Annotated in this window: 15 protein-coding genes; 7 read left to right on the forward strand and 8 right to left on the reverse strand. The window is 67.8% G+C overall.

What is annotated here, in order from left to right:
• Positions 1 to 108: 108 nt before the first annotated feature.
• Entirely contained in the window at positions 109 to 309 is a 201-nt protein-coding gene (locus ABFX45_RS44855) for a hypothetical protein (protein WP_346137216.1), read from the reverse strand.
• Between the two features lie 218 nt (positions 310 to 527).
• Between ABFX45_RS44855 and ABFX45_RS44860 the strand changes: the two genes are divergently transcribed.
• Both ABFX45_RS44860 and ABFX45_RS44865 read left to right on the forward strand, forming a co-directional pair.
• A complete protein-coding gene (locus tag ABFX45_RS44860) occupies positions 528 to 995 on the forward strand; it encodes a Rossmann-fold NAD(P)-binding domain-containing protein (protein WP_346137217.1) in 468 nt (155 codons plus the stop codon).
• A 292-nt stretch (positions 996 to 1,287) separates the two neighbouring features.
• On the forward strand, positions 1,288 to 1,731 hold the full coding sequence (locus tag ABFX45_RS44865; RefSeq protein WP_346137218.1) for a DUF6010 family protein: 444 nt from the start codon (positions 1,288 to 1,290) through the stop codon (positions 1,729 to 1,731).
• 190 nt (positions 1,732 to 1,921) lie between these two features.
• Here ABFX45_RS44865 and ABFX45_RS44870 read toward each other — a convergent pair.
• The 5 genes from ABFX45_RS44870 to ABFX45_RS44885 form a co-directional block, all read right to left on the reverse strand.
• Positions 1,922 to 3,087, reverse strand: a protein-coding gene (locus ABFX45_RS44870) for an IS3 family transposase (protein ID WP_346137219.1) whose coding sequence is annotated in 2 segments (ribosomal slippage) — positions 1,922 to 2,800 and positions 2,803 to 3,087 — 1,164 coding nt in all. Because the reading frame shifts where the segments join, the coding sequence is not laid out codon by codon here.
• 38 nt (positions 3,088 to 3,125) lie between these two features.
• Positions 3,126 to 3,401 (reverse strand): hypothetical protein, encoded by a 276-nt coding sequence (locus ABFX45_RS44875; protein ID WP_346137220.1) that lies wholly within the window; start codon positions 3,399 to 3,401, stop codon positions 3,126 to 3,128.
• A 102-nt stretch (positions 3,402 to 3,503) separates the two neighbouring features.
• The gene (locus ABFX45_RS46750) at positions 3,504 to 3,845 is read right to left on the reverse strand and encodes a helix-turn-helix domain-containing protein (protein ID WP_428834299.1); all 342 of its coding nucleotides are present in this window, start codon (positions 3,843 to 3,845) and stop codon (positions 3,504 to 3,506) included.
• 218 nt (positions 3,846 to 4,063) lie between these two features.
• On the reverse strand, positions 4,064 to 5,671 hold the full coding sequence (locus ABFX45_RS44880; RefSeq protein WP_346137221.1) for a nuclear transport factor 2 family protein: 1,608 nt from the start codon (positions 5,669 to 5,671) through the stop codon (positions 4,064 to 4,066).
• A gap of 29 nt (positions 5,672 to 5,700) precedes the next feature.
• Complete coding sequence (locus ABFX45_RS44885) at positions 5,701 to 6,735, reverse strand: zinc-binding dehydrogenase (RefSeq protein WP_346137222.1); 1,035 nt, start codon at positions 6,733 to 6,735, stop codon at positions 5,701 to 5,703.
• 456 nt (positions 6,736 to 7,191) lie between these two features.
• On the opposite strand from ABFX45_RS44885, the gene ABFX45_RS44890 reads away from it, so the two are divergent.
• From ABFX45_RS44890 to ABFX45_RS44910, 5 genes are all read left to right on the forward strand, one after another.
• Positions 7,192 to 8,451, forward strand: a complete 1,260-nt coding sequence (locus tag ABFX45_RS44890) for a cytochrome P450 (protein WP_346137223.1) — start codon at positions 7,192 to 7,194, stop codon at positions 8,449 to 8,451.
• 190 nt (positions 8,452 to 8,641) lie between these two features.
• Positions 8,642 to 9,364 carry an acyltransferase domain-containing protein gene (locus tag ABFX45_RS44895; protein ID WP_346137224.1) on the forward strand — a complete coding sequence of 241 codons (723 nt, stop codon included), beginning with the start codon at positions 8,642 to 8,644 and terminating at the stop codon, positions 9,362 to 9,364.
• Positions 9,365 to 9,558: 194 nt separating this feature from the next.
• Positions 9,559 to 10,062, forward strand: a complete 504-nt coding sequence (locus ABFX45_RS44900; RefSeq protein WP_346137225.1) for a sigma-70 family RNA polymerase sigma factor — start codon at positions 9,559 to 9,561, stop codon at positions 10,060 to 10,062.
• A gap of 131 nt (positions 10,063 to 10,193) precedes the next feature.
• Positions 10,194 to 11,120, forward strand: a complete 927-nt coding sequence (locus ABFX45_RS44905; RefSeq protein WP_346137226.1) for a phytoene/squalene synthase family protein — start codon at positions 10,194 to 10,196, stop codon at positions 11,118 to 11,120.
• Positions 11,121 to 11,263: 143 nt separating this feature from the next.
• Positions 11,264 to 11,566 (forward strand): hypothetical protein, encoded by a 303-nt coding sequence (locus tag ABFX45_RS44910; protein ID WP_346137227.1) that lies wholly within the window; start codon positions 11,264 to 11,266, stop codon positions 11,564 to 11,566.
• A 24-nt stretch (positions 11,567 to 11,590) separates the two neighbouring features.
• Here ABFX45_RS44910 and ABFX45_RS44915 read toward each other — a convergent pair whose 3' ends face one another.
• Both ABFX45_RS44915 and ABFX45_RS44920 read right to left on the reverse strand, forming a co-directional pair.
• Positions 11,591 to 12,388 carry an ATP-grasp domain-containing protein gene (locus tag ABFX45_RS44915; protein WP_346137228.1) on the reverse strand — a complete coding sequence of 266 codons (798 nt, stop codon included), beginning with the start codon at positions 12,386 to 12,388 and terminating at the stop codon, positions 11,591 to 11,593.
• 132 nt (positions 12,389 to 12,520) lie between these two features.
• Positions 12,521 to 12,724 carry a hypothetical protein gene (locus tag ABFX45_RS44920; protein ID WP_346137229.1) on the reverse strand — a complete coding sequence of 68 codons (204 nt, stop codon included), beginning with the start codon at positions 12,722 to 12,724 and terminating at the stop codon, positions 12,521 to 12,523.
• Positions 12,725 to 12,898: the final 174 nt, after the last annotated feature.

Below are 12,898 nucleotides of genomic sequence, written 5' to 3' on the forward strand. Positions count from 1 at the left end.
GCGCGGCGTGCGCGCAGGACGATCTCGTGGTGCAGTGCGTGGTGCTGCCAGCGGTCGTCGTCGCCGATGAGGATGGTCAGGCGGGTCGTGGTTCCGGCGAGGTGCATCTCAGCTCGCCTCCTGTCGCTGCACGACGGCGCGGGTGGCCCACACACCGAGCAGCACCGCGAGTGGAGTGGCGACGAGGTAGGCGAGTGCCACGCCCGCCGACCCATGCTCGGCGAGGATCGCAACGAGGACGGCGAAGGCCGGTACGGCACCCAGACGCACCAAGCAGCGCTGGGCGTTCGCGCCCAGCGAGGATCGCAACGGATAGTCGATCCCGGCCTCGATCGAGTACTGTCCCCTGTCGCCTCCGGTCGATCAGACACCCGTAGTGGACGTCCTGTTGTCCAACGCGGGTGGCGCGTTCAGCGCCACCGTCCCCACCCGAGACGGACACGAAGCGAACTACCAGGTCAACGCTCTGGCGCCACTCCTCCTGGAACGCCTTCTGCTGCCGACACTGCGGAACTCGCCCCCCCCGCATGGTCGCCACCTCCTCCCGGTCGCACCGGGCGGCAGACCTCACGCCGGGCCGGGTCGGTGACCAACTCGCCGACTCGAGCGGGCTGAGCCCACACCAGCGGTACGCACGGGCAAAACCGTCCTTGCTCCTGCTACACGAGGACAAGCGACGCCGCCACCCCGGACTGGAGATCGTCGACGTGCATCCCGGCATCGTGGCCAGCGACTTCGGCCGGTACCTCGGCTGGTTGGGAGCCGTGCTGAAGACCGTCGCCGCGCCGGTCCTCACCTCGCCGGCCGCTGCCGCGGCACACCTGATCCACCTGGCCACCATCGACGACGACCTGGCTGCGACGTACTACCACCGCCGGCAACCCGGCCGCCCTTCCCGGCTCGTCGTGGAGCCGGACCTGAGAGAAGAGGTGCGGCGGATCGCCGACGTTCACTTCACTCCACCGAAAGACTCACCGCCACCGAGGAATCGCTGACCTCCCACAGTTCATCCCTCCGCAGGGTCACCTTGGGGGAGGCCAGTCAGGCACCATTGCCGGATCGGTCCGTGTCGGACCATTGTGGACGGACCTTCCCGATCAGTGGATTTCCGAGCCGTCACCGGCGACGATCGGTTCTACGACCCCGCGACAGTCGGCGAACGGGCTTTGGTCCGTGGTAGTTGCCGAGATAGCGGTGGCGAGATTCCGCTGGTTTCTGACCTGAACACCTCTCTTGCCGCGCAGCCCACGCCGGTAGCTTCCGGTCAGGTGTCGTGGAAGGAGTTCGATGAACTACGTCATCCCGGTGCTCGTCGGCGTCGCCTACGTGTGCCTGAACTCGTTCGTGCCGGAACCGCACCGGCTCCGGTTCAACGCCGTCATGATCGCTGGGGCTGGCGCTGCCTACCTCAGCAGCGGTGGGGTGGGCATGTGGGAGCTCGCGTTCACCGCCCTCATGACATTCGTCGCCTACCGGGCGCTCACGTCCTACACGTTCGTCGGCATCGGTTGGCTCCTGCACACCTGCTGGGACGTCGTCCACCACGTCAAGGGCACGCCGATCCTCCCCGAGTTGGCGCATTCCTCGCTCGGCTGCGCGATCTGCGATCCGGTCATCGCGTTGTGGGCATTCGGTGGTGGACCATCGGTCCAGTCCGTGCTCGCCCGTGTTCGCCGGTCGAAGTCAGCCGGCTCAATCGGCTCGTCGAGGGCGAGTACCGAGGCAAGATGATCTGCCGTGGCGACAATCCGTCGCATTGTGGCAATCCTGCCTGTCGCCTTGACGGGGTCGCACCGACCACTATCAACGCATGACCGCTACTTCCGCGCCGGGAATGTCCAATGAGGACATCAATTCCTCGCCGATTCGGCTGGCTGTCGTCGAACACGGGGTCTGCTGCACGAGTAGGTGACAGTGGTAGTCACGCAGCCTGACTGACTGGCGTGGTCATGATTACCTCGTACTCGATCGGGGTCAACCTGCCGAGAGCTGCCTGGCGCCTGCGACGGTGGTAGGCGCGCTCGATCCAGGTCACGATCGCGATCTGCAGTTCCTCGCGAGTGATCCAGGTACGTCGGTCGAGAACGTTGTTCTGCAGCAACGCGAAGAAGCTCTCCATGGCAGCGTTTTCTCCCGCCGCGCCGACCCGGCCCATCGACCCGGTCAAGCCGTGACGAGCGAGCGCGCGGACGAATTTCCTGGAACGAAATTGCGATCCACGGTCGGTGTGGACCACGCAGCCGGCGACCTCGTTACGTCTCGCGACGGCGTTGGTGAGCGCGGTGACGGCGAGGCGGGACTTCATCCGGGAGTCGATGGAGTAACCCACGATCCGGTTGGAACAGGCGTCCTTGATCGCGCAGAGATACAGCTTTCCTTCGGCGGTGCGGTGTTCGGTGATGTCGGCCAGCCACAGCCGGTTCGGCGCGGTGGCGGTGAAGTGGCGCCGGACCAGGTCGTCGTGCACCGGCGGACCAGCCTTCTTCCCGTTGCGGCCGCGCTTCTTGCCGAACGCACTCCACCAGCCCATCGACGAGCAGATCCGCCACGCGGTCCGATCCGCTATCGACATACCGGCGTCGCGGGCCTCGTCGGCCAGGAACCGGTAGCCGAACTCCGGATCATCGCGGTGCGCGTCGAACAACGCGTCCGCCCGATACGCCCGCTCGAGCTCGGTGGCGGTGACCGGTCGGGCACACCATCGGTAGTACGGCTGTCGAGCGATGTTCAAGACCCGGCACGTCACCGTGACGGGAATCCCGTCCGCGGCGAACTCGGTCACGAGCGGGTAGAGCCTTTTCCCGGCAAATTCGCCTGCGACAGATACGCGGTCGCGCGGCGCAAAACCTCGTTCTCCTGCTCCAGCAGCTTGATCCGCTTGCGGGCCTCGCGCAGCTCGGCCGAGTCGCTGCGGCTCACACCGGGTTTGGTGCCCTCGTCGGCGTCGGCCTGGCGCAGCCACTTGAACAACGTCACCGGGTGGACTCCGAAGTCCTTCGCGATCTGCTCGACGGTCACGCCAGGTTCGCGGTCACGGGCGACCCGCACGACATCGTCGCGGAACTCCTGAGGGTAGGGCTTGGGCACAGCGACATCCTCCCAGCTCGCCATCACGGCAAGCCAACTCAGATGTCACCTAACAGTGCAGCAGACCCGAGGTACTGGGCCATGGTGGACTCGGCGACGTCGATCGACCCGAACCACGGCTCGATCCACCCGCCGAAGGGCTGGCTGCTCGCGATCGGGACGAAACCACGGGTGAGTGCCTCGCGGTTGAGGCGTGCAGCCACCTCGTTCGCCGACTCCTCGCTGGTGAAGCCGGACAGGGAACCGAGTGTGCCGTCGTCGCGTTCGAACCGGACCCGCCAGGCATTGCTACCGGACTTCTCCGCGTAGGCCATGAAAGGAAACCTTTGCTGTGTAAGGGTTTACTGACAGGTCCATCGATGCATTGTGTGCATGAGAAGATCAAGCCAGCTGTGGAGGCATACCGGAGTGGGTTACTAGCGATCGACCATGGGCCGCCGCCTGCTCGCTGCGGCGATCTCGTCGATGTCCTGCCGGGCGAAGCGAAGATGCTTTCCCACGTACCGACAAGGAATCACGCGCGCGGCAGCGCGCCGTCGCAGCCACGACGGACGAACCTGAAGCAACGAAGCTGCTTGCTCAGCCGTGAAGAGAATCTGATCCGCGTCGTCACCCTGCTGTGGAAGACTAGGGCCCGACTCGATCTGTCCGGTGGTGGCTAGATTCGGCAGCTCGTGAGCAGGTGCGGGTGCTGGCGGTGAGAGGCTGAGACGGCCAGCCGTACGTCGGCGGTGGCGCTGCACAGGTCGTTCGCCCATGGGTTCCTCCGGTACGTGAAGATCAGGCTGTGCCTATAAACCCCGGAAAAACGGTGTTGAGGGGACACCTTGCGTGGCACTTTCGCTGCTACCGAGAGAAGCCGAGACCTGTCAGGGAGCTGAGCATCGCGGTCGCGGCGAAGTGACGCAGGTCGTGCACCCGAATCCTGGGCAGTCCCGCCTGCTCGGTGAGCTTATGGAACCGATGCAGGACGTATTCAGGCGGAGACAGCCAGGTCGTGAGCGACCACCTGTTCCCGCGCATCCGGCACCAGCAGCTGGTTCCGCAGCGTCTTCGCCACCTCCGCCGGGTTCCACTCGACCGCTACCACGGACAGTTTGCCGGTGGGGCCGAATGAGAAGCGCTCCCGGCCGGCGAACTCGATGTCGACCCCGAGCGACGTCCCGCGCAACGTCCAGTCGACGATCAGGCGCTTCTCGTCGACCGTCTCCGACAGCGCGACCATCTCCAGCGAGCTGAAGGTGTTGAGCATCTGGTCGATGAACAGCCGCAACCGGGTGTGCCCGACGAACGGCCTGCTGTGCTCTGAGTCCAGCAGCACCGCGTCGCGTTCGAACAGCGCGACCCATCCGTCGGAGTCGCGGTCCTGCAGGCACGTGAAGTACTGGCGGGCGACCGTGACCATGTGGTCTGGCGAGCACGGCAGTTGTGTCGGCATCGGGAGTTCGCCGCCGGCGAACCGCAGCTCGTTCTCGTGGATGATCGCGCCGGAGTGCTCGGCGTGCTCGAGGTTCGTGAGGATGACGTAGTTGTGCTTGGCCTGGTCCATCGTCGGCCAGAACGGATGTGCGGCTCGCTTCGCGAGCTGGTGCATCGGGTAGCCCAGCGAACCGATGTTGTTCACGCCCAGGACGCTGTTCGCGAGCAGATAGTGCTCGAACAGGAAGGCCTGGCACCGCCTGCCGAAGTCCTGCATGTCGGCCTGCAGCCGGTGGGTCTCCGCGTTCGCCTCCGGCGACATCAGCACCTCCAGCACGGAAAGCCCGTGCTGGTCCAGCGTGTCGGCGAAGGCCTGGAACAGCCGCTTTCCCGCGTGCGGAAGTCGTTGTGCGGCACGGGACTGTGCACCGGATCCGTCTCGCAGGCGCACCCGCAGCGGGTGGTAGTCGCGCAGCACCATGACGTCGAGCAGCCGGGCACAACCGGTGGCGACCGTCAGTGCGTCCGCGGCCCACGTGACGCTGCGCGCGCTGGCGAGCCAGTCACCCGCGCGGCACTGCTGCTCGGCCGCCTCCACGTGCCGGTGGGTGATGCGCAGCCAGCACTCGACGATCTGGTGGACGGTGGCGAACAGGACGTCCTCCGGCCCGAACGGATTCGTGCGCCTGATCGCCCGCAACGCCTCCACCTGTGCCAGGCTCGCGTAGTCGACCTGTGGCCGGATCGCGCCGCGGTCCGTCGACACGTGCTCGGCGAGACCGATGTCGAACGGCAGCGGTGCGAAGTGCTCGTCGTGGGCCAGGCGCAGGCGCAGCCGCAGCTTCTCCGGCAGGCACACCGTCACACCGGCGTTGGTGCGCTTCGCGGTGACCGGATTCCCGGTGGTCGTCGGCTGGTGTGCCAGCGCGGCGTAAGGAACCGCGACCTCCCTCATGCACATCGCGATCAGATCGACGATGCGCTCGGCCCGCCTGCCGAGCAGCAGGGGCGACCGGCAGTCCTCGACCACGTCGCACAGCAGCGAGAACAGCAGTTCGATCGCCTGCAACCCGCACGCGAGGATCAGATCGTCCGGCTCGTCGGGCCACAGCTGGTGCAGGGCGTCGATGTCGATGTACTGCTCGTAGGGAGCGTGGTCGGCCACGGCTTCCTCCAGTTCGGCTGTCGCGGAAGTTACGGCTTGACCAGTGCTTTGAGGGTCGTGCGCGAGTCCATCTCCCGGTACGCGCCGGCGATGCCGTCGAGATCGGTGACCATGGTGAACACGGGGGACGGGTCGAGCGCACCGCTCAGCACGTCGCCGAGCAACTGCGGCAGGTATGCCCTGACCGGGGCGACGCCGCCGGTCAGGGTGAGGTTGCGCATGAGCAGGCTCGGCAGCGTGGGCCCGGTGGTGGCCGGGGTGCCAACCCAGCCGATCGTGCCGCCGTCGCGGACGACGCCGAGTGCGGTCGCCCATGACTGCTCGGTGCCCACGCACTCGAGTACGTGGTGCACGCCGCGGCCCTGGGTGAGGTGGAGCAAACCGTCCACCGCGGCCTGATCGCGAGCGGAGACGAAGTCGGTGGCACCGAATTGCTTCGCCACCGCGGCGCGGTCCTCGTGGGTGCTGAACACGATGATCCGTTCGGCACCGAGCCTGCGCGCGGCCAGCACCGCGCACAGCCCGACGGCGCCGTCACCGAGGATCGCGACCTCCGCGCCGGTGCGCACACCCGCGGAGATCGCGGCGTGGTGACCGGTGCACATCACGTCTGTCAAGGCCAGCAACGCGGGCAGCATCTGTTCGCTGGTGCCGGCGGGAATCGGGACGAGCGTGCCGTCGGCGAAGGGCACCCGCACCGCTTCGCCCTGGCCGCCGTCGATGCCCGGCGTCATGCCCCAGACCTGGAGGTTGCGGCAAGAGATCGGCAGCCCCTGCACGCAGTAGTCGCACGTGCCGTCGCTGGCGTTGAACGGCACGATCACGCGGTCGCCCGGTCGCACGCCGGTCACGTCCGCACCTGTCTCGACGACGGTGCCCACGAACTCGTGGCCCATGCGCTGCCCCGGTGCTGTGGGAGCGTGACCGCGGTAGAAACCGAGGTCGGTGCCGCACACGGCGGCGGCGTCGACGCGGACCACCGCGTCGGTGGGATCCGCGAGCGCGGCGTCGGGCACGGAGTCGACGCGGACATCGCCTGGACCGTGCAGTCTGGTGGCGCGCATGACACTCCTAGGTCAGGTTCCGCTGGGACCGAGCCAGGACGTGCTGTCGGACACAGCGCAGGTGCGCTGGCATTAAGGCGCTGGCGGCGAGACGCCAACAAGGACCACATCCCGTCGGGTGGAATGCGGCCTTGCGCGGGCGTCGCGGTTTGACGTCGAACCACTTCGGAATGTGTCCGGCCATCGAGTGACAGGCCGGTGAGCCTGGGTAGATCCCGGTCCAACCGAGTACGCAGTGCGACTTTCGGCCTCGGACCGGATTCCGGTCGTGCCGATTCATCCACCATCCGGGGACGGCTCGCGGGCGCGGTGATTCCGAGGCCTGTCTCAACCGGACTCACCGCTTGGCGGACCGGCTTCGTTCCACGCGGCGGGACAACGGCTTCGCGCAAGGTCCCTCGGGTTGCCTACGGTCGCCCGGAGCTCGGTCCGTTGCTGACGAAGGAGAAGAACCTCATGCCAGATGTGACTGGTTGGTCGGCCGCGGTCGGTGAGATCTTCGATCCGTTCCAGAGCGAGCAACTTCAGGACCCGTACCCGGTGTACGCGCTCGCGCGGCGGGAGGAACCGGTTTTCTACAGCGAAAAGATGAAGATGTGGTACGTCACGCGGTACGACGACATCGTGGCGATCACCAAGCAGCCGAAGCGGTTCTCGTCCTCCGGCGCGATCGACGTGCCGCTGGAGCAGACAGAACGAACACGCAGAGGCATCGCGGAGAGCTGGATTGCGCAGGGTTCGCTGACCAACAACGACCCGCCGTCACACGACGTCATCAGGCGCCTGGTCAGCCGTGCGTTCAGCCGCCGCGAGGTGGCCGGACTGGAGGAACCGGTGCAGCGGGTGATCGACGAGCTGGTGGACTCCTTCGCCGCGGACGGGCACGTCGAACTGGTGCAGCAGTTCAACTTCCCGGCCACGTTGAGGATCATCCTTGATCACATCGGTGTCGACGCCGAGGATCCGATGCAGCTGCGCCGGTGGTCCGACGACTGGCTCGCCATCAACCACCTGCCGATGACGCCGGACGAGCAGCACGCGACGCTCGACCGGCTGCTGGAGTGCCAGGAGTTCTGGATCGACCTCATCGAGCAGAAGCGCCGGGCCCAGGCCGGAGACCTGCTCGGCGAGATCATCCGGGCGTCCGAAGAGGACAGTTCGCGCATCCCGCTGCTCCAGCTGGTGAACATCTGCATGACGCTGTACGTGGCCGGCCACACCACGACCACCGATCTGCTCAGTCTGTGTGTGCACCGGTTGATGTCGGACCGCGAGCAGTGGCAGCTGGTGCTCGACGACGAGAACAACATCGCTCGCGCGATCGAGGAGACCCTGCACGTCGACTCACCGGTGCACGCGTTGATGCGCACGACCACCGAGCCGGTCGTGGTGGGCGGCGTGCACATCGCGGCGGGGGAACGGATCGCGTTGCTCTACGCCTCGGCGAACCACGACGAGAAGTACTTCGCCGCCGATCGGGGGTTCGATCTACGGCACGAGTACCCGAAGACACATCTCACGTTCGGGCACGGCATCCACTTCTGCCTCGGCGCTCCGCTCGCGCGTCTGGTGGCCCGGCTGTCGGTGCGCACGCTCGCCCGGCGGCTGCCGGGTCTGCGACTCTCGCCCGAGCACCGGACGGCCTACGTGGTGAACCCGATTCACCGTGGCCTCGCCGAGCTCAGACTGGACTGGACGCCCGTCGGCGGGCGCTAGGGCTGCGCGGTGGAGGACGAGCCGGCGGACATGGCCTTCCGGGCAGCGAGGATCAGCAGTTCGTTCCGAGCCGGGCCAGTTCTCGTCCCACATGGCGGATCGATGAGGCACGACTGCTTGATGACGTGCCCTCGCGCCGGTTATCCAGTACAGGGCCGAAGTTGCCGGAACACGCGGAGGAGGTGGCGACGTGCAGCCGACGGCATTCGTGTTTCCCGGTCAGCGCGCACACCGGTCGGAGCTGATCGGTGAACTGATGTCCGGCTGGGACTGCGCCGCCGCGCACTTCGAGCAGATCGAACAGGTGGTGCGCGACGAAGGTCTGCCGTCGTTGCTGGCCGCCGTGCGTCGTGCCGCGCCGGAAGAGGATCCGACTCCTGAGTTGCTCCAGTTCGAGTTGTACGGCGCGGCGGTCGCCATGTGGGAGGTGCTCCGCGCCGAAGGAGTCGAGCCGCTCGTGCTGCTGGGGCACGGCATTGGCGAGATCGCCGCGTTGCGTTGTGGTGGGGCGTTCTCCACCGCGGGCGGCGCCAGGGTCGTGGCGGCGCGCAACCGGGCGAGAGCCGCTGGCCGGCTCCGGGCGGCCGACCTGGTTGCCGAGATCGCCGCCGTCCGCCGCACCGAGCTGGACACGCCGGTCTACTCGCCGGTCGAGCGACGCTTCTATCGCAACGGCCAGCCGCTCGCGGAACCGCTGGCACCGCACCTGGTTCAGCCCGTCGACCTGCGCGACGCCGTCGGCGCGCTGACCCGGCACGGTGTGCGCACATTCGTCGAGTGCGGCTCTCCCGGCGGCCTGGTCGGCGATCGCGCGCCGGCGACGGTGCTGGCGGTGCGGCATCATCCCGGCGGGCTGCGCGCGGAGATGGGCCGGATCGTGGCCGCGGTGCACGCGCTGCCCGCCTGCGCCTGAGCGCGACCGGCTCGCCGTAGCCTCACTGTGAGTGTCGGTTGTGGACTTTACGAGACCTGATGGGAGCGCTCCCGCAATGCTGATACCCGGTTCTGGGCAGGCCCGTCCCGTACGGAGGAACGCACCCCAAGACTTTTCCCGCGGTGTCGGCGATTCTTTCCCCCGATCGCGCCGAACGGTTGGAGGAAGTCGTCATGTCGACCATGGAGGCAATCGTCGAAACCCACGGTCCGGGTCTGCTCGCGTACGCCGCGCGGCTCACCGGCGGGGACTTCCACCGAGCCGAGGACGCGGTGCAGGAAACGTGGATCCGGGCCTGGCGCAACGTCGAGAAGCTCACCGAGGACCACGGTTCGGTGCGCGGCTGGTTGATGCGCGTCACCCACAACGTGGTCGTGGACCAGTACCGCAGGCGGGCCGCCCGGCCGGAGGAGGTCGAGATGCCGGAGGCTGATCCCACCTGGGACGACGAGCGCAGCGACGAGGTGCTGAACGTGGTGTTCATGCGCCAGATGCTGACCGTGCTGCCGCCACCGCACCTGCGCACGGTGGTGGAAATCTACTTCGCAGACCGCACGGCGGCCAGCGTCGCGGACGTGCTGGACATCCCGGTGGGGACGGTGAAGAGCAGAGTGCACAAGGCGTTGAGATTGCTGCGCGTGGCGCTGTCGGAGTCCGAACTGGCGAGCGCGGCCTGATGTCCCGCGCACGCTCGGTGTTCGCGCGCGGAAAGGGGATGCCCGCCCCTGAGAAGGTCGAGCGCCGCGATTTCGCGCCGGGTGCCCGAGCCACCCGACGTTCCCACTGAGACTCCCGAGAGCAGGTCGCGATGCGCGTCCGCACCAACCCGCTGGACGATGCGGGCATCTACGAGCCCGACATCCGCGCTGCCTTCGAGCTGTGCCGCGTGTTGCACGCCGCGTATGGCGGAACGTCGTACTTCGCGGCGCAGCTGCTGCCGCGGGCGAAGCGGTGCCACGTCGACTCGCTCTACGCATTCGCCCTGTTCGCCACCAGGTCGGCGGACAACCCGGTGGCAGCCTGGTCATTGCGCGACCGGGTGTGCGCCGAACTCGACGCGGGCACGCCGAGCGATCCGATCACCCGCGCGCTCGACCACACCATGCGGGTGTGGGGCATACCGGTCGAGCACGTCGACACCTTCTTCCGCTCCCTGCTGATGGACATGACCGTCGAGGGCTACACCACGTTCGAGGAGCTGCGGGAGTACGTGTGGTGCTCAGCCGTGCTGGGCCTGCAGATGGTGCCGCTGCTGGAACCGTTGAGCGACGACGCTCCGGAACGGGTGGCCACGCTGGCGGAGGCGTTTCAGCTGACGAACGTGGTGCGCGATCTCGCCGACGACCTCCGGCGCGGACGGCTGTACCTCCCCTCGGCGGATCTCGCGCACTTCGGCGTCACCAGGGCCGAACTGGAGGCTGGGGTGATGACACCGGAGTTCCAGGAGCTGATCAAGTTCGAGATCGGCCGCGTGCGGGCGTTGTACCGCTTCGCCGAAGACGGCATCGAGGCCGTCACACCGTCGAGCAGGCCCTGCCTGCGCACCGCTGCCGCCTGGTACTGCTCGGTTCTCGACGAGATCGAGGCAGCGGACTACCGCGTGCTGGACCCGCGGGTCGCGGCGCGGCTCAGCCGTCGGACGATGCCGGTGGCATCCGCCGGGAGCGAGCCGTTCGGGTTGCGGCGCAAGGCTGGTGACCCGCTTCCCGGCCTGCTGGTCGAGCTGTCGGCTTGAGCGGGTCGTCAACCTGTTCGGTCCGCACGGCACAAACCTGGAACTTCGTCCAGGTGCATGCCGGTAGACCTCGACGGTCACCCGCTGTTGCAGGAGAATCCCAGTGGGCCGGTAATGCCGTCGTGCGACTAGTGGAGACGAACATGCCTCGAAGCCCCGAGGTTCCAGTGCCGCGGCACGCTCACGGCCCTGGCCTCGCTGAAGGTCTCCACCTCGACTCCCTGCTCGATCAGGTGCGGTCGGCGCGCAACCACATGAGGGGCCTGTCCCTTCCCGATGCCTGGGCGCACGGGATGGACGACTCGCTGAGTTCGGCGCTCGACACCTCCGTCCTGTCGCCGACCGCGGCGGCGAGTCGGATTCGGTCGCTGGCCAGAGAGCTCGAGCTGCTGGCCGAGGATCTCCACGAACGCGCCGATGAGCTCAGCCCGTTGGACTTCCACTGAGCGTTCCGCCCGCGTCCGAGCCGGTCACCCGCGTTGCCCGAGTGACCTGCCGAGCTCGGCTTCGAGGTTGTCGAGAACGGCGTGGCAGTCCCGGTGGAGCTGGTGCGCGTCCGGTGCGTGCACGACGAACAGACCCAGCCAGTTCCGCGAGCCGCCGGACGGGTCGTAGCTGGGAACCGGCTCGCCCACCGGCATCGAGAACGCCTTGATCTCCTCGACCCGGGTGCCCGGCGAGACGATCCGCGCCCAGTTCACCAGGTCCGGTCGCCGCGGCGACCGGGTCGGCCACGGGATGACGGCCGCGTTCGTCGGGATCACCCCGACCGACGCGGCCGCACGATCCGCGGTGGTGAGCATCCGCGAAGGACAACCGACCTCGCGCCCCAGCTGCTCGTCGACGAGCATCGCGATGGGGTCGATGCTGTGAACCTCGTCGATCTGGCGGGTCAGCAGGAGCCCGCCGGACCGGGCGCCGGTCTCGATCAGCGTCACCGTTCCGCCGGGGTCGAGCCTGATCTCGGTGTGCGTGCCGCACGTGTCCAGGTTGAGAGCGTCGACCGCGGCACGGGAGACGTCTTCGATCCGCCGTTGCAGCGCCTCGGGCCGTGTGCCGGGAAGGGTGCTCGCCACCTCGGTGAACGGTGCGACCACGGGGAGCTTCGCGGTGAGGCAGGGCGGGTGGTACACCCCGTGCGCCACGATGCCCTCCACGCTGACGTGGTCGCCGTGGCCGGGCTCGTCGTACCAGCCTTCGGTGGTACCGGTGAAGATCTCCTCGACCAGCAGGTCGCCGTCCGTGCCGGACGCGTAGAGCTCGTTCATCCCGACCTGGCTGCCCAGCCGCAACGCCTGGGCGACCTCGGCCCCACGCCGCCGGCACCTCCGCGACGTCGGTCAGCACCAGCTGCGAGACCGATCCGGCACCCCACGCGGGCTTGAGCAGCACGGGCGGTGTCAGCGTCGCCACCCCGTCGCGCAGATCCTCCTCGGGATCGGCACACCGGCGTCGCGCCAGGTCTCGCGCATGAGCCTCTTGTCTCGCGCCCGCACGATGTTCGGGCCGGCGCCGGCCAGGCCGAGCCGGTCCGCGACGTGCGCGACCAGCAGCACACCGAACCCCACCCGGTCATCGCCGCGCGGCGCGTCCAGTGCGTCCACTGTGGACGCACGGTGCCACCGGGCCCCCGCGGGTACCGGCATCAGTGCTAGGGCCCGTCCTCAAAGCTGGTTCGTCTGACGTGCTTTGATCTTGTGCCGTGGTGCGCAGGCATGAGCTGACTGATGAGCAGTGGCAGGCGTTGCAGCCGTTGTTGCCGGTCTCGGGCGCGAAAG

Source organism: Lentzea roselyniae, from assembly GCF_039537795.1.
Classification (GTDB): Bacteria; Actinomycetota; Actinomycetes; order Mycobacteriales; family Pseudonocardiaceae; genus Lentzea; species Lentzea atacamensis.